At 68.3% G+C, this 20334-nt stretch carries 18 protein-coding genes and 1 pseudogene; 14 read left to right on the forward strand and 5 right to left on the reverse strand.

The features are described from left to right. The 5 genes and pseudogenes from GRF61_RS06570 to GRF61_RS06590 all read right to left on the reverse strand — a co-directional run. Positions 1-127, reverse strand: a pseudogene (locus GRF61_RS06570) (3-oxoadipyl-CoA thiolase); the annotation flags it as partial. Positions 128-332: 205 nt separating this feature from the next. After that, positions 333-1586 (reverse strand): benzoyl-CoA 2,3-epoxidase subunit BoxA, encoded by a 1254-nt coding sequence (gene boxA, locus GRF61_RS06575; RefSeq protein WP_169149883.1) that lies wholly within the window; start codon positions 1584-1586, stop codon positions 333-335. A gap of 206 nt (positions 1587-1792) precedes the next feature. Further along, positions 1793-3214, reverse strand: a complete 1422-nt coding sequence (gene boxB, locus GRF61_RS06580; RefSeq protein ID WP_169149884.1) for a benzoyl-CoA 2,3-epoxidase subunit BoxB — start codon at positions 3212-3214, stop codon at positions 1793-1795. 220 nt (positions 3215-3434) lie between these two features. After that, positions 3435-5108: a 2,3-epoxybenzoyl-CoA dihydrolase gene (gene boxC, locus GRF61_RS06585; protein ID WP_169149885.1), complete on the reverse strand. Its 1674-nt coding sequence runs from the start codon at positions 5106-5108 to the stop codon at positions 3435-3437. Positions 5109-5184: 76 nt separating this feature from the next. After that, positions 5185-6090, reverse strand: a complete 906-nt coding sequence (locus tag GRF61_RS06590) for a helix-turn-helix transcriptional regulator (protein WP_169149886.1) — start codon at positions 6088-6090, stop codon at positions 5185-5187. Between the two features lie 326 nt (positions 6091-6416). On the opposite strand from GRF61_RS06590, the gene GRF61_RS06595 reads away from it, so the two are divergent. From GRF61_RS06595 to paaH, 14 genes are all read left to right on the forward strand, one after another. Then, positions 6417-7994, forward strand: a complete 1578-nt coding sequence (locus GRF61_RS06595) for a 3,4-dehydroadipyl-CoA semialdehyde dehydrogenase (RefSeq protein WP_169149887.1) — start codon at positions 6417-6419, stop codon at positions 7992-7994. A 152-nt stretch (positions 7995-8146) separates the two neighbouring features. Continuing rightward, entirely contained in the window at positions 8147-8614 is a 468-nt protein-coding gene (locus GRF61_RS06600) for a DUF4863 family protein (protein ID WP_169149937.1), read from the forward strand. 93 nt (positions 8615-8707) lie between these two features. Further along, positions 8708-10312, forward strand: coding sequence for a benzoate-CoA ligase family protein (locus GRF61_RS06605; RefSeq protein WP_169149888.1), 1605 nt, complete (start codon positions 8708-8710; stop codon positions 10310-10312). 61 nt (positions 10313-10373) lie between these two features. Continuing rightward, positions 10374-11555, forward strand: a complete 1182-nt coding sequence (locus GRF61_RS06610; protein ID WP_169149938.1) for an ABC transporter substrate-binding protein — start codon at positions 10374-10376, stop codon at positions 11553-11555. An 87-nt stretch (positions 11556-11642) separates the two neighbouring features. Beyond that, a complete protein-coding gene (locus tag GRF61_RS06615; protein WP_133592888.1) occupies positions 11643-12509 on the forward strand; it encodes a branched-chain amino acid ABC transporter permease in 867 nt (288 codons plus the stop codon). A gap of 6 nt (positions 12510-12515) precedes the next feature. Then, on the forward strand, positions 12516-13586 hold the full coding sequence (locus GRF61_RS06620; protein ID WP_169149889.1) for a branched-chain amino acid ABC transporter permease: 1071 nt from the start codon (positions 12516-12518) through the stop codon (positions 13584-13586). Then, positions 13579-14334: an ABC transporter ATP-binding protein gene (locus GRF61_RS06625; protein WP_169149890.1), complete on the forward strand. Its 756-nt coding sequence runs from the start codon at positions 13579-13581 to the stop codon at positions 14332-14334. Before GRF61_RS06620 ends, GRF61_RS06625 begins: the two co-directional genes overlap by 8 nt. Continuing rightward, positions 14327-15079, forward strand: coding sequence for an ABC transporter ATP-binding protein (locus GRF61_RS06630; protein ID WP_169149891.1), 753 nt, complete (start codon positions 14327-14329; stop codon positions 15077-15079). Before GRF61_RS06625 ends, GRF61_RS06630 begins: the two co-directional genes overlap by 8 nt. Before the next feature lies 1 nt (position 15080). Beyond that, the gene (locus GRF61_RS06635) at positions 15081-15854 is read left to right on the forward strand and encodes an alpha/beta hydrolase (RefSeq protein WP_169149892.1); all 774 of its coding nucleotides are present in this window, start codon (positions 15081-15083) and stop codon (positions 15852-15854) included. A gap of 3 nt (positions 15855-15857) precedes the next feature. Next, positions 15858-16298 carry a thioesterase family protein gene (locus GRF61_RS06640; RefSeq protein ID WP_169149893.1) on the forward strand — a complete coding sequence of 147 codons (441 nt, stop codon included), beginning with the start codon at positions 15858-15860 and terminating at the stop codon, positions 16296-16298. Between the two features lie 52 nt (positions 16299-16350). Continuing rightward, complete coding sequence (locus GRF61_RS06645; RefSeq protein ID WP_169149894.1) at positions 16351-17154, forward strand: enoyl-CoA hydratase/isomerase family protein; 804 nt, start codon at positions 16351-16353, stop codon at positions 17152-17154. Positions 17155-17167: 13 nt separating this feature from the next. Beyond that, complete coding sequence (locus GRF61_RS06650) at positions 17168-18151, forward strand: NADPH:quinone oxidoreductase family protein (protein WP_169149895.1); 984 nt, start codon at positions 17168-17170, stop codon at positions 18149-18151. A gap of 77 nt (positions 18152-18228) precedes the next feature. Further along, entirely contained in the window at positions 18229-18393 is a 165-nt protein-coding gene (locus tag GRF61_RS06655; RefSeq protein ID WP_133592872.1) for a rubredoxin, read from the forward strand. Positions 18394-18483: 90 nt separating this feature from the next. Then, the gene (gene paaH / locus GRF61_RS06660; RefSeq protein ID WP_169149896.1) at positions 18484-20019 is read left to right on the forward strand and encodes a 3-hydroxyacyl-CoA dehydrogenase PaaH; all 1536 of its coding nucleotides are present in this window, start codon (positions 18484-18486) and stop codon (positions 20017-20019) included. The last annotated feature ends 315 nt before the right edge of the window (positions 20020-20334 follow it).

The raw sequence follows: 20334 nt of genomic DNA on the forward strand, positions 1-20334 counted from the left end.
CGGCGTTGCGCGCCATCAGCGCCTTGATCGGCAGGGCGGCGAGGTCGTCGGCGCGCACGCCGGAGAGGGCGCCGCCGTAGCGGCCTATGGGGGTGCGGATGCCGTCGCAGATGAAGACTTCACTCACGGAAGGAACTCCTCTTGGCCCGGCGGCTGCCGCGGGCGGCCGGCCGGCGGAAAGAAAAAAGGGGGCGCGTCGCCACGCCCCCCGAACGAGAGAGTTGGAGACAACCCTCTGGAGAACAGGTGCCACCGGGAGGGGCCCCGCGCGGGTGGCATGCGCCGCGCGGGTCGGGCTGCCCGGCTGCCTGGTTCAGGCAGGCAGGGCGGGCTCAGTAAGTCTCGATGTGGAAGCGGCCGGTGGTGAGCAGCCTGGGCCGCAGCGCGTCCCAGTCGGCGCCCTTGGCGCGGCAGATGTCGCGGAAGGCTTCGAGGACGCCGGCCTCCATGGTCTTGAGGCCGCAGATGTAGATGTAGGCGTTTTCGTCCTGCAGCATCTGGAAGACCTTGTCGGCGCGCTCGCGGATCAGGTCCTGCACGTATTTCTTCGGCTCGCCGGGCACGCGGGAGAAGGCCAGGTTGATGTCGATGAAGTCTTCCGGCAGCTTCTGCAGCGGGCCGAAGTAGGGCAGCTCGCCCGGCGTGCGGGCGCCGAAGAACAGCACCAGTTCGCCGCCTTCCTTCAGCGCCATGCGCCGGCGGCGGCGCTCGGTCATCGCCCGCATCGGCGCCGAGCCGGTGCCGGTGCAGATCATCATGATGGAGGCGCCCGGGTGGTTGGGCATGAGGAAGCTGGCGCCGTAGGGGCCGGTGACCTGCACCTTGTCGCCCTTCTTCAGGTCGCAGACGTAGTTGGAGGCCACGCCCCTGGCCGGATTGCCTTCGTGGTCTTCGGTGACGCGCTTCACCGTCAGCGCCAGGTTGTTGTAGTGCGGACGTTCGCCCTCGCGCGGGCTGGCGACGGAATACATGCGCAGCAGGTGGGGCTTGCCGCGCTCGTCCAGGCCGGGCGGGATGATGCCGATGGACTGGCCTTCCAGCACCGGGAAGGGGGTGGCGCCGAAATCCAGCACGATGTGGTGGATGTCGGAGGAAGCGTCCTCGTCGGTGAGCCGGTAGTTGCCGGTGACGGTGGCGGTGACCGGGTTGGCCGGCGAGTAGAGATTGACGTAGGGGTGCGACGCGGACCACGGCGCCAGCGAGGGGCCGCCCTGCCCTGCGGTGGCGACGTCGGTGATCTGCTGCACCTCGGCCGGGGTTTCGCTGCCGCCGCCGGTGGCGCCGGTCTGGGCTTCGTAGTTGTCCAGCTCGGTGGTGTCGGGCAGGAGATCCCAGGAAAGCTGCTCTTCCAGCGTATGCGGCTGCTGCTGCTCGACATTGCGCCAGGAGTCGATCGCGCCGGTAGGACAGGGCGGGACGCAGGCGAGGCAGCCGTTGCAGACCTCGAACTTGACCACGTAGTTGCGCGAATCATGGGTGATCGCGTCTATCGGGCAGGTTTCCTCGCAGGTGTTGCAGCGGATGCAGATTTCCGGATCGATCAGGTGTTGCCGGGCGATGCTGGCGTGCTCTGCTGGCGCGTTCATGGTCTCTCTCCTTGGGTCTCTCTCTCAGGCCTCGTGCCGCTGCGGCGCTGCCGGCGCCGGGCCCTGGTCTCCGATGTTCTGATTTGTCAAAGGCGCAGCGGCCGTGGCCGGCGGCGCGGCGCCGTGACAGGATGCGCTGCCGTACGGAGGTACGGTGCGCATCGCGGTCGCGGCCCCGGGTCGCGCGGCAGGCCGGTGCGGCCTTTTTAGTTGAAGCGGACGTACTCGAAGTTGACCGGCTGGTTGTTGATGCCGCGTCCCGGGGGAGCGATCCAGTTGGCGAACTGGCCCGGCTCCAGGCAGCGGCCCATCAGGGAGTGCACATACAGGCGGTCTTCATCGCTGGGCAGCCAGTTCAGGTGCTGGTGGGTCCATTCGGCTTCGGACAGCAGGCGGCCGTCGGGCGACACATGGACGTCGGCGAACATGCCGATGGCGCGGTGGAAGCCCTTGTGCGGCAGGGTGAACTTGAAGTCGATGCCGAACTTCGCCGGGATGCGGTTCCAGCGATCGACACCGGCCTGCACGTCGGCGATCCAGTCGTCGCGCAGACGCTCGTTCAGGGCCGACAGCGCGGCGACCTGACGGGTGCCGATGTTGTCGCCGGCCACGTCCATCACCTGGTACTCGTTGTTCTGCAGCTTGTGGTCGTCGTCGATCTTGGTTTCTTCGAAACGTCCCTTGAGGCCGGTGGTGTAGTAGGTGGCGGCGTTGGACGACACTTCGTTGCCATACAGGTCGCTGGTGACGCTGAAGTGGAAGTTGAGGTACTTCTGCAGCGTCGGCAGGTCGATCACGCCGGCGGCGCGCAGCTTCTCCTTGTCGTCGGTCTTCAGCTGCTGCATCACTTCGCAGGTGCGCTGGATCACGCGGGCCACGCCGGATTCGCCGACGAAGAGGTGGTGCGCTTCCTCGGTGAGCATGAACTTGCAGGTGCGCGCCAGCGGGTCGAAGGCGGATTCGGCCAGGGAGGCGAGCTGGTACTTGCCGTCGCGGTCGGTGATGAAGGTGAACATGAAGAAGGACAGCCAGTCCGGCGTCTTCTCGTTGAAGGCGGTGAGGATGCGGGGATTGTCCTCGTCACCCGAACGGCGCTCCAGCAGGGCTTCGCCTTCTTCGCGGCCATCGCGGCCGAAGTGGGCGTGCAGCAGATACACCATGGCCCACAGGTGGCGGCCTTCTTCCACGTTCACCTGGAACAGGTTGCGCAGGTCGTACAGCGAGGGCGCGGTGAGGCCGAGGTGGCGCTGCTGCTCGACCGAGGCCGGCTCGGTGTCGCCCTGGGTGACGATGATGCGGCGCAGGGTGGAGCGATACTCGCCCGGCACTTCCTGCCACACGTCTTCGCCCTTGTGGTCGCCGAAGGTGATCTTCTTGTTGGCTTCCTGCGGCGCCAGGAAGATGCCCCAGCGGTAGTCCGGCATCTTGACGTGGTCGAAGTGCGCCCAGCCCTTGGGGTCGACGCTGATGGCGGTGCGCAGGTAGACGTCGTAGTTGGTCGAGCCGTCCGGGCCCATGTCGTCCCACCACTGCAGGAAGGCCGGCTGCCAGTGCTCCAGGGCGCGCTGCAGGGTCTTGTTTTCCGACAGATTGACGTTGTTCGGGATGCGTTCGCTGTAGTTGATCATGACTCAGTGCTCCTCCGAGTTTCGGATGTGGCGTGCTGGGGCACGCGCTGCTTTGCGACGGACCTCCCGCTCTGCGCCAAGGCGCCGACTGCATCGGCAGTGGGACGGCTTGCCACGCGGCACGGGCGAGGGATACGGACGGACCGGGTGCGTGTGCCCGGCCTTGTTCTTCCGGCGGCCGGCGGGCGGCGTTGCAGCCACCCGCCGGCGGGGCGCCGGCTTAGACGCGGTCCCAGTCGAACTGGGCCTTCTTGCCGGAGCCGAACAGCTTCAGCGCGCCGTTGGCGCCCACCGCGTTCGGGCGGATGAAGATCCAGTTCTGCCACGCCGACAGCCGACCGAAGATGCGGGTGTTCATCGTCTCGGTGATGCCGAAGCGCAGGTTCGCCTCCAGGCCGGTGAGGGCGTCGGGCGACAGGGCCACGCGTTCCTCGATGGCGATGCGGATTTCATCCGCCCAGTCGAGGTCGTCGGGGATGGAGGTGACCAGGCCCACCTCGAAAGCTTCGGCCGGGGTGAGCAGGCTGCCTTCCTTCGCCTTCACCGCGCCGACCTGGGCTTCGTCTTCGTAGAAGCGGGCGGCGATGCGGGAGAGGCCGTTCACCATCGGCAGGGCACCGAAGTTGAGCGCGGAGAGGCCGATGCGGTTGTCGGCGTCCGGCGTGTCCAGCATGTAGCTGCGGTCGGCGGCCAGGGCGATTTCCAGCAGGGTGCCGGCGAAGCAGGAGCCCGGCTCGATCAGCGCGTACAGGCTGCGGGAGGAAACGTCGATGCGGGCCAGGGTGCGGCGCAGCATGCCCAGGGTCTCGCGCACGAACCAGTTGTCCTGGTTGGCGGCGATGATGCCGTCGATTTCCAGCACCACCTTGGCGTCGCCGGCGGTGCGCAGCTGCCACAGGCCGACGTCGAGGTGGTTGGTGCGCAGGTTGAGGATGGCGTCGTCCAGCTCGCGCGCCATCTTCAGGGGCCACCAGGCGGCGCCCTGGGCTTCGATCTCGGCGGCGCTGCGGGCGCCGACGGCGGCCGGTGCGCGCACCGTCAGCGTGGCGCTGCGGCCGGCGGCGTCGATGGCGACATCGACGAATTCATAGTGGTAGCCCTTGTCGTCCACCGTGCGCTCCAGGCGCGGCAGCGGCACGCCCTTGGCGCCCGCCGGACGGTTGGACTGGCGGGCGAGTTCCTTGGCGCGGGCGGCGATGTGTTCGCCGAACTGCTGCTGCTTCACCACGTCGTCCACCAGCTTCCAGTCCTTGGCGCGGCTGCCGCGCACGCCTTCGGAGATGGTGCAGAAGATGTCGGCGTGGTCGCGGCGCACCTTGCGCTTGTCGGTGACGCGGGTGAGGCCGCCGGTGCCGGGCAGCACGCCCAGCAGCGGCACTTCCGGCAGGGAGACGGCGGAGTTGCGGTCATCCACCAGCACGATCTCGTCGCAGGCCAGCGCCAGCTCGTAGCCGCCGCCGGCGGTGGTGCCGTTGCAGGCGGCGATGAACTTGAGGCCGGAGTACTGGCTGGCGTCCTCGATGCCGTTGCGGGTCTCGTTGGTGAACTTGCAGAAGTTCACCTTCCACGCATGGGTGGAAACGCCCAGCATGTAGATGTTGGCGCCGGAACAGAAGATCTTGGCCTTGCCGGAGGTGAACACCACGGTGCGCACTTCCGGATGCTCGAAGCGGATGCGCTGCAGCGCGTCGTGCAGTTCGATGTCCACCCCGAGGTCGTAGGAGTTCAGCTTGAGCTTGTAGCCCGGGCGGATGCCGCCGTCCTCGTCGATGTCCAGCGTCAGCGTGGCGACTTCGCCGTCGAAGCCCAGCTTCCAGTGCTTGTAGCGCGACGGCTCGGTGCGGTAGTCCACCGGTTCGATTTGGGCGTCCTGCTTGATCGCGACCGCTTCCATTTGTCTGTCTCCTCTCTGTCGGGGTTTGGGGTGGGCCTGCGGTTTTTCGGGCCCGGCCGGCGAACCGGCCCTTGCGTCAGCTCGCGACGAATTGCCTGAGCTTCAGAAAACTTTCCTCCACCGTCTCGCCCGAGGTATCGAGCATGGTGTCGGCGCGGGCGTAGAGGGATTCGCGCGCTTCCAGGATGCGCTTGAGGTCCTCCATCGCCTCGTCGTTGCCCGCCATCGGCCGCAGGTCGCCCTGGGCCATCACGCGGGCCATGTGTTCTTCCGGCTGCGCCTTCACCCACACGGTGAGGCAGTTCGACAGCAGCATTTCGTAGGTTTCCGGCTGGGCAACCACGCCGCCGCCCACCGAGATCACCGCACGGTCGTGGTCGCGGATCACCCGCTCCAGCGCGCGCTTCTCGATGCGGCGGTAGCCGGACTGGCCGTAGAGGGCAAACAGTTCGCTCGCCGGCATGCCGGTGTCCTTCTCGATCTCGCGGTCCAGCTCGATGAAGGGCATGCCTTCTTCCTTGGCCAGCCGCCCGCCCAGGGTGGACTTGCCGGCGCCGCGCAGGCCGATCAGGGCGATGCGCTTCCTGCGCACCGCTTCTTCATGGCCGAAGTCGCGCATCAGGCGGAACACCACTTCTTCCAGCCGGTTCTGCGGCAGCCGTTCGAGGAAGCGGCGGATCAGCCGCTTCTCCACCGTGTCTTCCGCCTCCGGCGCCAGCAGCTCCACCAGGGAGACATCCAGCGCACGGGCGATGTGGCGCAGCAGCACGATGGAAACATTGCCTTCACCGCCTTCCAGGTGCGCCAGGTGGCGCTCGGAGACGTTGGCTTCGCGTGCCACCAGCTTGCGCGTCATGCCACGGCGGTCGCGGATTTCGCGCACCCGTTTACCCAGCGTCTGCAGGAAGTCAGCATCGCTGCCAACGGCGGGCAGGGCCTCGGTTTCCTTGCTGTTGTCTGCGGTCGGGTCCTTGGTGTTCATCCTTGGCTTCCTGTTGCGCCCTGGCTGGCGCGCTTGAGTTGAACAATAGTGCAGTCGAAATTTGTCGTCAAGAGGTATATTGCATCTTGTGCAGGGCGGTAGATGCAGAAAACTTCCTAAATGCCTCTGTGTTGCTTATTAGGTGCACTGAAAATTAGCTTTATTTTGCAATGCATCATCTGCAACCTCGTTTTAACATGCAATAAAGTGCTTGACGGTGCAGTCTTCGCGTGTATTCTATATCCAACGGTCGCGCCTTTCGTCGGCGCGACGGCCTGATGAAGAAGCGCGGCGCAGACCGCATCGGAACCTGACAAGGAGGAGCTGTGAAACTGGCCAATTACGTATACGGACAGTGGGTGGAAGGCAGCGGCGAAGGCGCCGCCCTGTTCGATCCGGTCAGCGGTGAACAGCTGGTGAGCGTCTCTTCCGAGGGCCTCGACCTGGCGCGGGCCTTCTCCTTTGCCCGCGACAGCGCCGGCCCCGCGCTGCGGGCGCTGGGCTACGAGGCGCGTGCCGGGCTGCTTGGCGCCATCGCCGATGTGCTGGCGGCCAGGCGCAGCGACTATTACGACATTTCCCTGAAGAACTCCGGTGCCGGCGAGGGCGATGCCGCCTTCGATGTGGATGGCGCCATCTTCACCCTCAAGACTTATGCCCGCGCCGGCCGTGCGCTCGGCCCGGCGCGCCTGTTGCGCGAAGGCAAGGCGGTGCCGCTGGCGAAGACGGACGCCTTCCAGGGCCAGCATTTCCTCGCGCCGCTCACCGGCGTGGCGGTGTTCATCAACGCCTTCAACTTCCCCGCCTGGGGTTTGTGGGAAAAAGCCGCGCCGGCCCTGCTGGCCGGCGTGCCGGTGGTGGTGAAGCCGGCCACGCCCACCGCCTGGCTGACCCAGCGCATGGTGGAAGACGTGGTGGCGGCGGGCATCCTGCCGCCGGGCGCCATCTCCATCATCTGCGGTTCCGCTCGCGACCTGCTGGACCATGTGCAGGCCTGTGACCTCGTTTCCTTCACCGGCTCGGCCGAAACCGCCGCGCGCATCCGCAACCACCCCAGCGTGGTGGCGAACGCGGTGCGGGTGAACGTGGAGGCGGATAGCGTGAACTCCGCCATCCTCGGGCCGGATGCGGTGCCGGGCAGCGGTGAGTTCGATCTCGCGGTTAAGGAGATCGTGCGCGAGATGACGATCAAGGCCGGACAGAAATGCACCGCCATCCGCCGCGTGCTGGCACCGGCGGCGATTGCCCCGGCGTTGTCCGAAGCGGTGGCGGCCAAGCTCGCCGGCATGAAGGTGGGGAACCCGCGCAGCGAAGGCGTGCGCGTCGGCCCGCTGGTGAGCAAGGCCCAGCAGGCCGCGGCCGAGGAGGGGCTGGCGCTGCTGCGCAAGGACGCGCGGGTGGTGTTCGGCGGTGGCGAAGGCTTCGCCCCGGTGGATGCCGACCCGGCCGTCTCCGCCTTCGTCCAGCCCACGCTGTTGTTCTGCGACAAAGGCCTGGCGGCGCAATACGTTCATGACGTCGAGGTGTTCGGTCCGGTGGCCACCGTGCTGCCCTATGCGGATACAGCGGAAGCCATAGCGCTGGCGCGGCGCGGCGGCGGCTCGCTGGTGGCCTCGGTGTACTCCGCCGACGCCGCCTTCCTGGGCGATCTGGTGCCCGCCATCGCCGACCTGCATGGCCGCGTGATGGTGGTAGACAGCGCGATCGGCAGCCAGCACACTGGCCACGGCAACGTGATGCCGACCTGCCTGCACGGCGGGCCGGGACGGGCCGGCGGCGGCGAGGAACTGGGTGGTCTGCGCGCACTTGCCGCCTATCACCGTCGTTATGTGGTGCAAGGTGGCCCGGCGCTGCTGGAAGCCCTGGCGCGCGACGCGGCGGATGCGGCGCTGCTGGGCGGCTGAGCCGGCGGCCAGGGTTTGGCATCACCACTCCGGTCGGCGGCCGGGGTGAGGGCAGGGCGCAGGCGGCATTGCATCCCCTGTGCCCGCGAATAAAAGAAAGACGAGGATCGCCCCCGATCCCGACAGGAGAGACAAGGATGTCGCCAGACAAAATCACGCCCGAGCGCTTCCAGGCGCTGATCTCGCGAGTCACCGACGTCATCGCCGGCCTGCCGGTGGACAAGGAACTCCAGGCCCTGCTCAACCAGCGTTTCCCCGCCGGCGGCGACGATTTCCGCGCCATCGCCGAGGCCTGTAAGGAGGCGGTCGCCGCCGGCTGGATGTGCGACCGCGAGCATGGCGGCATCAAGTACGGCCGCGTCATCAAACCGGGGCCGGCGCTGAAGGGCTTCAGCGTGGACGTGGTGGAAATGAACGACGTCGCCGGCCCGCACCACGTTCATCCGAACGGGGAAATCGATCTCATCATGCCGCTGGAAGGCGACGCCCGCTTCGACGGCCACGGCGCCGGCTGGTTCGTCTACGGCCCCGGCAGCGGCCACCGCCCGACGGTGTCCGGCGGCCGCGCCTACGTGCTCTACCTGCTGCCGGAAGGCGCCATCGAATTCACGCGTCAGTAAGACCCGCCCGCCGCGGCGGGCATCCGCAAAGCCGGCAACCATAGACCGGCTGCGGTCCGCAGTGGCGGTACCCAGTACCACGGAGGAGACACCATGCCTACCCTGAGCGAGGCGGACCACGCCACCAGTCCGCCCAAAATCAGCATCCCGCGCCTGTACAACGCCGCCGACGACCTCATCGGCCGCAACCTCGCCGCCGGCCGCGGCGGCAAGCTGGCCTACATCGACGACAAGGGCCGCTACACCTACGACGAACTGGCCGCCCGCGCCAACCGCTTCGCCAACCTGCTCGGCTCTCTGGGCGTGATGCGCGAGCAACGGGTGCTGTTGTGCGTGCACGACACCATCGACTTCCCCGCCACCTTCCTCGGCGCCATCAAGGCCGGCGTGGTGCCGATCGCGGTGAACACCCTGCTCACCGCCGCCGACTACGAATACATGCTGGGCGACAGCCGCGCCCGCATCGCGGTGGTGTCCGAGCCGCTGCTGCCGTTGTTCCAGCCGTTGCTGGAGAAGATCCCGACGCTGGAGCGCATCCTCGTCGCCGGCGCCGACAGCGCCCAGGGCGAGCGGGTGCTGGCGCTGGCACCGCTGCTGGCCGACAGCGGCGACCATTTCGACGCTGTCGCCACCACCCGCGACGACGCCTGTTTCTGGCTCTATTCCTCCGGCTCCACCGGCGCGCCCAAGGGCACGGTGCATGTGCATTCCAGCCTGATGGAAACCGCCGAGCTGTATGCCCGGCCCATCCTCGGCATCCGCGAGGACGACGTCGTCTTCTCCGCCGCCAAGCTGTTCTTCGCCTACGGCCTGGGCAACGGCCTCACCTTCCCGCTGGCGGTGGGCGCCACCACCGTGCTGATGGCCGAGCGGCCGACGCCGGCGGCGGTGTTCCAGCGCCTGCGCGAACACAAGCCCACCATCTTCTACGGCGTGCCCACGCTGTACGCCTCTATGCTGGCAGCGGCAGACTGCCCGCAGCGCGAGGACATGCGCCTGCGCGCCTGCACCTCCGCCGGTGAGGCGCTGCCGGAGGAGATCGCCAGGCGCTGGGCGCAGCGCTTCGGCGTGGACATCCTGGACGGCATCGGCTCCACCGAGATGTTGCACATCTTCATCTCCAACCGCCCGGGCGACGTGCGCTACGGCACCACCGGCAAGCCGGTGCCCGGCTACGAAGTGCGGCTGGTGGACGACGAAGGCAACATCATCGACGGCGCCAACCAGCCAGGCGAGCTGCAGATCTCCGGCACCACCAGCGCGATGGCCTACTGGAACAACCGCGACAAGAGCCGCGCCACCTTCCAGGGCGGCTGGACGCGCAGCGGCGACAAGTATTCGCGCACCGCCGACGGCTACTACGTCTATGCCGGCCGCAGCGACGACATGCTGAAGGTGAGCGGCATCTACGTTTCGCCGATCGAGGTCGAGTCCTGCCTGATCCAGCACGAGGCGGTGCTGGAGGCGGCGGTGGTCGGCCATGAGGACGACGACAAGCTGATCAAGCCCAAGGCCTATGTGGTGCTCAAGCCCGGCATCAGCGCCAGCCCGGTGCTGGCGGAGGCGATCAAGCAGCACGTCAAGGCCGGCCTCGCCCCCTACAAGTACCCGCGGTGGATGGAGTTCGTCGAAGAACTGCCCAAGACCGCCACCGGCAAGATCCAGCGTTTCAAATTGCGCGCCGCCGGCTCCCGCTGACGGCGAAGCAACCCCGGCGGCGGCACGATCCGCCGTACGACAACAATAGGAGGAGACCATGATGCAGGATCAACAACGACGTAATGTCATGCGGGTGGCAGTCGGTCTGGCGCTCGCCGCCCTGGCGCCCATCGGCGCGGTGCAGGCGGCGGAGAAGGTGAAGGTCGGGCTGATGTTGCCCTACACCGGCACCTACGCCTCGCTGGGCAATGCCATCACCAACGGCTTCAAGCAGTACGTGACGGAGCAGGGCGGCACCCTGGCCGGCCGCGAGGTGGAGTATTTCGTGGTGGACGACGAGTCCGACCCGGCGAAGGCGACGGAGAACGCCAACAAGCTGACCAAGCGCGACCAGGTGGATGTGCTGGTCGGCACGGTGCACTCCGGCGTCGCCCTGGCCATGGCCAAGGTCGCCCGCGATACCAAGACGCTGATGATCATCCCCAACGCCGGCGCCGACGAACTCACCGGCCCGCTGTGCTCGCCCAACGTCTTCCGCAGCTCCTTCAGCAACTGGCAGCCGGGCTACGCCATGGGCAAGGTCGCCGCCGAACGCGGGCACAAGACCGCGGTGACGCTGAGCTGGAAGTACGCCGCGGGCGACGAGGCCACCGGCGGCTTCGCCAAGGGCTTCGAATCCGGCGGCGGCAAGGTGGTGAAGCAGCTCACGCTGCCCTTCCCCAACGTCGAGTTCCAGGCGCTGCTGACCGAGATCGCCTCGCTCAAGCCGGACGCGGTGTACGTGTTCTTCGCCGGCGGCGGCGCGGTCAAGTTCGTCAAGGACTATGAAGCGGCCGGGCTGAAGAACAGCATTCCGCTGTACTCCAGCGGCTTCCTCACCGACGGCACGCTGGAAGCCATGGGCACTTCCGGCGAGGGCCTGGTCACCGCGCTGCACTACGCCGACGGCCTGGACAACGCCAAGGACAAGGCCTTCCGCAGCGGCTACATGACCGCCTACAAGGCGCAGCCGGACGTTTATGCAGTGCAGGGCTACGACGCCGCACAGCTGCTGAAGGCCGGCCTGGACGCGGTGAAGGGCAGCGACAAGCTCGACAAGGACGCCATGATCAAGGCCATGGGCGCCGCCACCATCGACAGCCCGCGCGGCAGCTTCACCCTGTCTTCCGCCCACAACCCGGTGCAGGACATCTACCTGCGCAAGGTCGAGGGCAAGGAGAACAAGGTGATCGGCATCGCCGCCAAGAAGCTCGCCGACCCGGCGCGCGGCTGCAAGATGTAAGGCGGGTACTCCCCAACCCGCCACCCGTCTAGTAAACCCAAGCACATCCGGGCGCTGCCGCAGGGCGGCGCCCGGAGGGGAAGGCTCATGGATCTCGTCACATTCCTGATTCAGATTCTGAACGCGCTGCAGTACGGCCTGCTGCTGTTCCTGGTGGCCAGCGGGCTGACGCTGGTGTTCGGCATCATGGGCATCATCAATCTCGCCCACGGCAGTTTCTACATGGTGGGGGCCTACATGGCCTTCGTCCTCACCGGCATGACCGGCAACCTGATGCTGACCATCGCCCTCGGCATCCCGCTGGCCTTCGCCTTCGGTGCGCTGCTGGAGTGGCTGCTGTTCGCCCACCTCTACAAGCGCGATCACCTGGAGCAGGTGCTGCTCACCTACGGCCTCATCCTCATCTTCGAGGAGCTGCGCAGCCTGGCGGTGGGCGACGACGTACACGGCGTGGCGGTGCCGGCGCTGTTCTCCGCCTCCATTCCGCTGTCGGACACGCTGAGCTACCCGGTGTACCGCATCGTCATCTCGGTGGTCTGCCTGCTGCTGGCCGGCGGCCTGTGGTGGCTGATGAAGCGTACCCGGCTGGGCATGATGATCCGCGCCGGCAGCCACGACCGCGACATGGTCCAGTCGCTCGGCATCGACATCAACCTGCTCTACCGCACGGTGTTCGCCCTCGGCGTGGCGCTGGCCGCACTGGCCGGCATGCTGGCGGCGCCGATTTCCTCGGTCTACCCGGGCATGGGCGGCAGCGTGCTGATCATTTCCTTCGTCATTGTCGTCATCGGCGGCATCGGGTCGGTGTGGGGCGCCCTGGTGGCGGCCCTGCTGATCGGCTTCGCCGACACCTTCGGCAAGGTGCTGCTGCCCGAGTTCGCCGGGCTGGCGGTGTATCTGGTCATGGCGGCGGTGCTGCTGTGGCGGCCCGAAGGCATCTTCAAGAAGGGGTAAGGGCGCATGGACTCCCGTATCGCACTCGTTCTCAAGCTGGTGGCGCTGGCCGGCCTGCTTGCCTTCCCGGTCTTCGGCTCGCCGTTCTACGTCGAGATGCTGGCCAAGATCCTGGTGTTGGCGATCTTCGCCATGAGCCTGGATCTGCTGGTGGGCTTCACCGGGCTGGTCAGCCTCGGCCATGCCGCCTTCTTCGGCGTTGCCGCCTACGCGGTGGCGCTGCTCACGCCCAAGTACGACCCGGCCAGCCTGTGGCTGGCGCTGCCGCTGTCGGTGCTGGGGGCGGCGGCGGCGGCTTTCGTCATCGGCCTGTTCGTGCTTCGCAGCAAGGGCATCTACTTCATCATGGTGACGCTGGCCTTCGCCCAGATGGCCTACTACGTGTTCCACGACACCGCGCTGGGCGGCGGGTCGGACGGCATCTACCTCAACTTCAAGCCGGACGCGAGCATCGCCGGCTGGGCGCCGTTCAGCCTGGATGAACCGATGCATCTGTACTACTTCATCGTGTTTGCGATGGTGGCGGTGTTCGTGTTCCTCACCCTGGTGCTGCGCTCGCCCTTCGGCAAGGTGCTGGTGGGCATACGCAGCAACGAGCACCGCATGCAGTCGCTGGGCTACGCCACCTTCCGCTACAAGCTGGCGGCCTTCACCCTGTCCGGCGCGCTGGCCGGGGTGGCGGGCTTCCTCTACGCGGTGCTGTTCGGCTTCGTCACCCCGGAGTACCTGTCCTGGCACCAGTCCGGCAATGTGCTGATGATGGTGATCCTGGGCGGCATGGGGAACCTGGCCGGCGCGGTGATAGGCGCGTTCGCCTTCGTCGGCCTGCAGGAGTTCTTCGCCGGCATGACCAAGCACTGGCAACTGCTCATGGGGGGCGTGATCGTGCTGGCGGTGCTGTTCCTGCCGGGCGGCCTCGCCGCGCTGCCGCGCCGCATCGCGGCTGCCCGCGAGGCCCGGCGCGCCGCGCTGCCGCCGGATGCGCCGCCGCCGGCGGCAAGAAAGGCGGCCGCGCCCGCCACGCCGCCGGCCCCGCCGATGATCGGCAAGATGAAGCAGGGGGTGAATCATGTCTGAGGCCATGCTCGTTGCCGATAAATTGACCCGCCGCTTCGGCGGCCTGGCGGCCAACCAGGATGTCTGCCTGGAACTGCACCGTGGCGCGCTGCATGCGCTGCTGGGGCCCAACGGCGCCGGCAAGTCCACCTGCATCAACATGCTCTCCGGCGATCTGCCGCCTTCGTCCGGCCGCATCGTCTTCGGCGGCCGCGACATCAGCGCGCTGAGCGCGGCGCAGCGTTCGCGCATCGGCATCGGCCGCAGCTACCAGCGCACCAACATCTTTCCCGGCTTCACGGTGCTGGAGAACTGCCGGCTGGCGGCGCAGTCGCGCAACCCGCGGCCGTGGAAAATCTTCACCGACGCGCTGCGCCTGTCCGACACGGTGACGCGGGCGGAGGCGGCCATCGCCGAGGCCGGCCTGGCCGGGCGCGAGAGCCGGGTCGCCGGCACGCTCTCCCACGGCGAGCAGCGCCAGCTGGAGATCGCCATGGTGCTGGCCACCGACGCGCAGGTGCTGCTGCTGGACGAACCGCTGGCCGGCATGGGCTCGGAGGAGTCCGCCCAGATGGTGGAGCTGCTGAAGGGCCTCAAGGCCAGGCGCGCCATCCTGCTGGTGGAGCACGACATGGATGCGGTGTTCGCGGTGGCGGACACCATCACCGTGATGGTCAACGGCCTGGTGCTGGCCTCGGGCGCGCCGGAAGCGATCCGCGCCAACCCGGACGTGCAGCAGGCTTACCTGGGAGAGGGCGCCCATGTCTGAAACCGCCAGCCGCAACGCTGTGAGCTCCAGCGCTGCCGAAACCCTGCTGGAAGCCCGCGGCCTGCACACCTACTACGGCTCCAGCCACATCCTGCACGGCGTGGATTTCCGCATCGGCAAGGGCGAGACCCTGGGCCTGATGGGCCGCAACGGCATGGGCAAGACCACACTGATCCGCAGCATGCTCGGGCTGGTGAAGCCGCGCGGCGGCGAGGTGAGGGTGCGCGGCCACGCGATGACCGGCGGCCCCACCCACCGCATCGCTCGCCGCGGCGTCGCCTACGTGCCGGAAGGCCGCGGCATCTTCCCCAACCTGTCGGTGCGGGAGAACCTGCTGATGGCGGCGCGTCCCGGTGTGGATGGCCAGTGCAACTGGGACTACGACCGGGTGATGCACACCTTCCCGCGCCTGGCCGAGCGCATCGGCCACGGCGGCGGCCAGCTCTCCGGCGGCGAGCAGCAGATGCTCACCATAGGCCGGGCGCTGATGACCAACCCGGACCTGCTGATCCTGGATGAAGCCACCGAGGGCCTGGCGCCGCTGATCGTGCGCGAGATCTGGCGGGTGATCCGCGAGATCCGTGACAGCGGCATCGCCACCGTGATCGTGGACAAGAACCACGCCGCGGTGACCTCGGTGACCGACCGTTCGATGATTCTGGTCAAGGGCCAGGTGGTGTTCGACGGCGCCAGCGAAGCGGTGCGGAATAATCCGGAGCTGATCCAGCGACATCTTGGAGTGTGACGTGAAGAGCATCCGCATCAACGGCATCCCCATCGAATACGTCCGCCTGCCTTCGGCCCACCCGCGCGAGGATGCGCCGGCCATCGTCTTCCTGCACGAAGGCCTGGGTTCGGTGGCGATGTGGCGCGATTTCCCGCAGAAGGTGGCCGACGCCACCGGCTGCGAGGCGGTGGTCTATTCCCGCGCCGGCTACGGCGGCTCCGGCCCGGCGGCGCTGCCGCGGGCGGTGAGCTACATGCACGACGAGGGGCTGGCGGTGTTGCCGGCCTTCCTCTCCGCGCTGGAGCTGGAGCGGCCGGTGCTGTTCGGCCATTCGGACGGCGGCTCCATCGCCCTGATCTGCGCCGGCGGCACCGACACGCCGCTGGCCGGGGTGATCGCGATGGCGCCGCATGTGATGGTGGAAGACATCTCGGTGAGCAGCATCGCCCAGGCGAAGATCGCCTACACCAGCACCGATCTGCCGGCGCGGCTCGGCAAGTACCACGCCGATGTGGATGCCGCCTTCTGGGGCTGGAACGACATCTGGCTGCACCCGGATTTCCGCGCCTGGAACATCGAGGAATACCTGCCGCGCATCGAATGCCCGGTGCTGGCGCTGCAGGGCGAGGACGACGAGTACGGCACCATGGCGCAGATCGAACGCATCGGCGCTGGCGCCCGCGATGTCGAGCTGGTGAAGCTGGCCGACTGCCGCCACTCGCCGCACAAGGACCAGCCGGAGGCGGTGATCGCCGCCGTCTCCGCCTTCCTCGAACGCACGGTGGAGGCCTGAGCCATGGGCAAGATCTTCGAACGCAACAAGCGTGTCCGCTTCGCCCACTGCGATCCGGCCGGCATCGTCTTCTACCCGCGCTACGTCGAGCTGTTCAACGAGGTGGTGGAAGACTGGTTCGCCGATGCACTGGGCGTCGGCTTCCAGGACCTGCACGAGGTGCGCCGCCTCGGCATCCCGACGGTGAAGCTGGATGTGGAGTACCTCGCCCCCTCGCGCTACGGCGACGTGCTGACCTTCCGCCTGCAGGTGGCGCGCATCGGCAACGCCTCGGTGGAAGTGGAGATCGCCGCCGGCGCCGGCGACAAGGACAGGGTGCGCGCCCGCCTCAAGTTCGTGCTCGCCGACATGGACCAGTTGAAGGGCGTGCCGATCGACGAATTTTGGCGGCCGAAGTTTGCCGCCTACCTGAAGCCGGGCGGGGAAGACCTGGCGGCGCGCTGAGCGCGGCCGCCGTTCTCCGCCCACCCCGGCGTATCGCAAAAGGAAACGCAGCATGGACTACAGCCGCTACACCGGCCTGCAGGTGGTGAAGCACGACAAGGGCATCGCCGAAGTCATCATGGGCCGCGACGGCAAGCTGCCGGCTGCCGACCACGCCGGCCACGGCGAGCTGGCCGACATCTGGCGCGACATCGACCGCGACCCGGACATCTCGGTGGTCATCGTCCGCGGCCAGGCCAAGGGCTTCTCCGCCGGCGGCACGCTGGAGCTGGTGGCCGACATGGTGGACAGCTTCGAGCACCGCGCCCGGGTGTGGAAGGAGGCGCGGGAGATCGTGTACAACATGATCAACTGCTCCAAGATCATCGTCTCCGCCATCAACGGCCCGGCGGTGGGCGGCGGCCTGGCGGTGGCGCTGCTGGCGGACATCTCCATCGCGGCGAAGAACGCCCGCCTGATCGACGGTCACACCCGGCTGGGCGTAGCCGCCGGCGACCACGCCGCCATCATCTGGCCGCTGCTGTGCGGCATGGCGCGCGCCAAGCTGCACCTGCTGCTGTCGGACGAAGTCAGCGGCGAAGAGGCGGAGCGCATCGGCCTGGTGTCCATGGCGGTGGAGGCGGACGCGCTGATGGACAGCGCCTTCGACATCGCCGCAAAACTCGCCGCCGGCCCGCAGAGCGCGCTGCGCTGGACCAAGCACAGCCTGAACAACTGGCTGCGCCAGGCCGGCCCCCTCTTCGACAACTCGGTGGCGCTGGAAATGCTCGGCTTCACCGGCCCGGAAGTGCGCGAAGGGCTGGCGGCGGTGCGCGAGCGGCGCACGCCCGCCTTCCCGCCCGGCGCGCCGTTCTGAGGGCGCAGCGGCCATGCGCGCGCTGATCTGCGACCGCAACGAGGGCATCGCCGCCCTGCGGCTGGGCGAGCTGCCCGATCCGCAGCCGGCCGCCGGCGAGCTGGTGCTGCGGGTGCTTGCCGCCGGCGTGAATTTCTACGACACCCTGATCGTGCAGGGTAAGTACCAGATCAAGCCGCCGCTGCCCTTCGCCCCCGGCGGCGAGGTGGCCGGCACGGTGGTGGCGGTGGGCGAGGGCGTGGCCGGCTTCCAGGTCGGCGACCGCGTCTGCGCCTTCACCTCCCACGGTGGCGACGCCGAGCTGTGCCGCGCCCGCGCCAGCCAGACCTGGCGGCTGCCGCAGGAGGTGGATTTCGACTGCGCCGCCGCCGGGCTGGTGGCCTACGGCACCGCCTGGTTCGCGCTGCATGACCGTGGCCGCCTGGCCGCCGGCGAAACCGTGCTGGTGCTGGGCGCGGCCGGCGGCGTCGGCCTGGCGGCGGTGCAGATCGCCCATGCCGCCGGCGCGCGGGTGATCGCCGCCGCCAGTTCGCCTGAACGGCTGGCGCTGTGCCGCGAGGCCGGCGCCGATGTCGGCATCGACTACAGCCGGCAGGATCTGAAGGAAGCGGTGAAGGAGGTGACCGCCGGCCGGGGCGCGGATGTGGTGATGGACGTCGTCGGCGGCGCCTTCACCGAGAGTGCCTTGCGCGCCACAGCCTGGCGCGGCCGTGTGCTGGTGATCGGCTTCGCCGCCGGGGAGATTCCCCGCCTGCCGGCCAACTTGCTGCTGCTCAAGGGCTGCGAGGCCAGCGGCGTGTTCTGGGATGAATTGCTGCGGCGCGAGCCGGCGCGGGCGGCGGAGCAGGTCGGCCGGGTGCTGGCCGGCTTCGCCGACGGCAGCCTGCGGCCGCGGATCAGCACCCGCTACCCCTTGTCGCGCGGCGCCGAAGCGTTGCAGATGCTGGCCGGGCGCAAGGCGCCGGGCAAGCTGTTGATCGCGCCCGCAGAGGCGTGACCGGGGCGGAGCGGACCCGGTTTTTCACCCGCTCGCCTGTTTTTCCAACCCCGAATCGAGACAAAAGGATAACGATCATGGCCAAATACCAATGTGGCGCCTGCTTCTTTCCCTACGACGAGGAGCAGGGACTGCCCGAAGACGGCATCCCGGCGGGTACGCCTTGGGAAGCCGTGCCTGAGGATTGGGTGTGCCCGGATTGCGGCAACCCCAAGAGCAGCTTCATCGGTCTGGACGACTGACCTGAAGCGCCCCACGCCATTGCGTGCGCCGCCCTGGAAGGGCGGTGTGCCGGCGGCGGTGCGGCGCGTACTAGTGGAGAAGAAATACAAATGGCAGCACTGAATCCCCAAACGAGCGTTCTGGTGATTGGTGCCGGTGCGATGGGCGCGGGTATCGCGCACGTTGCGGCGGCCGCCGGCCACCCGGTGTACCTCTACGACACCCGGGCGGAGGCGATAGAGCGCGGCATCGCCGGCATCGGCAAGGACCTCGCCTTCCTCGTTTCCAAGGGCAAGATGGACGAGGCCGAACGCGCGGCGGTGCTGGGCCGGGTGACGGCGGTGACCGACCTCGCCCAGGCGGCGGACGCCGGCCTCGCCATCGAAGCCATCGTCGAGAACCTCGAGGTGAAGCAGTCGCTGTTCAAGCAGCTGGAAGCCCTGCTGCCGGCCGACGCCATCCTGGCGAGCAACACCTCCTCGCTGTCCATCACCGCCATGGCCGCCGCGCTGGCGCGGCCGGAACGGCTGGGGGGCCTGCACTTCTTCAACCCGGCGCCGCGCATGAAGCTGGTCGAGATCGTCTCCGGCCTCGCCACCGATCCCGCCATCGCCGAAACCCTGTACGCCACCGCCAAGGCCTGGGGCAAGGTGCCGGTGCATGCGAAGTCCACCCCGGGCTTCATCGTGAACCGCGTTGCCCGCCCGTTCTACTCCGAGGCGCTGCGGGTGCTGGCCGAGCGCGCCGCCGAGCCGGCGACGGTGGATGCCGCGCTGCGCGAGGGCTGCAATTTCCCGATGGGCCCGTTCGAGCTGATGGACCTGATCGGCCACGATGTGAACTTCGCGGTCACCAACTCGGTGTTCGACGCCTACTTCGGCGACCGCCGCTTCGCCCCCAGCCTGATCCAGCAGGAACTCGTCGCCGCCGGCCGCCTGGGCCGCAAGAGCGGCCGGGGTTTCTACAACTACGCCGAAGGCGCGGCCAAGCCGCAGGCACAGCAGGAAGAGTTGCACACCGCCGATCTGCCGGTGACCGCGGTGGGCGACCTCGGTGCTGCCGCCACGTTGATCGGCCGCCTGGAAAGCGCCGGCGTGGAAGTGCGCCGCGAATCCGGCGACGCCGGCGTGCAGGGCTGGCTGGAAATCGGCTCCGCCCGGCTGGCGCTGTCCGACGGCCGTACCGCCTCCCGCCGCGCCGCCGAGGAAGGCATCGCCAACCTGGTGCTGTTCGACCTCTGCCTGGACTACGCCACCACGCCGCGCCTGCTGCTGAGCCGCTCCGACGACTGCGGCCACGGTGCCTGGGGCGCGGTGGTGGGCACGCTGCAGCGTGCCGGCATCGTGGTGAGCCGCATCGACGACATCGCCGGCATGGTGGCGCTGCGCACGGTGGCCATGCTCGCCAACGAGGGTTCGGACGCGGTGCTGCAGGGCATAGGCAACGCCGCCGACATCGATACCGCGATGCGCTTCGGCACCAATTACCCGAAGGGGCCGCTGTCCTGGGCCGACCAACTGGGCCTGGGCTTCGTCGCCCGCGTGCTGTTGAACCTGCGCGAGCACTACGGCGAGGAGCGCTACCGGGTGTCGCCGCTGCTGCAGCGCCTGGCGCTGCGCAGCCAGGGCCAGTTCCACGAGGGCTGAACCGGGTTGAACCTTGCTCCGCTCCACGGTTGCCGGCGGGGGCGAGGTGAAGTGAAACGGGCCGCACCGCGTTGTTCCCTTCTTCCGACGGGGCGCGCGCTGCGGCCCGTTTCCAATGGCACTCTGGCTTGCGGGTGGCGGCTGTCGGGCGTGGGGGGTTGGAGCGCCAGGGGCTGGCCCGGCATGGGCCGCAGCGCCTATGAGTCGGCCTCCGTGATGGGCCTGCCTGCAAGGGGCTGACCCGCAACGGGCCGACCCTCAACGGGCCGACCCTTTCGCGTATGCTGATGCCCTTGGCCGGCGCGCTGCCGGCGC

It is taken from the genome of Azoarcus sp. TTM-91 (assembly GCF_012911025.1).
GTDB lineage: Bacteria > Pseudomonadota > Gammaproteobacteria > Burkholderiales > Rhodocyclaceae > Azoarcus.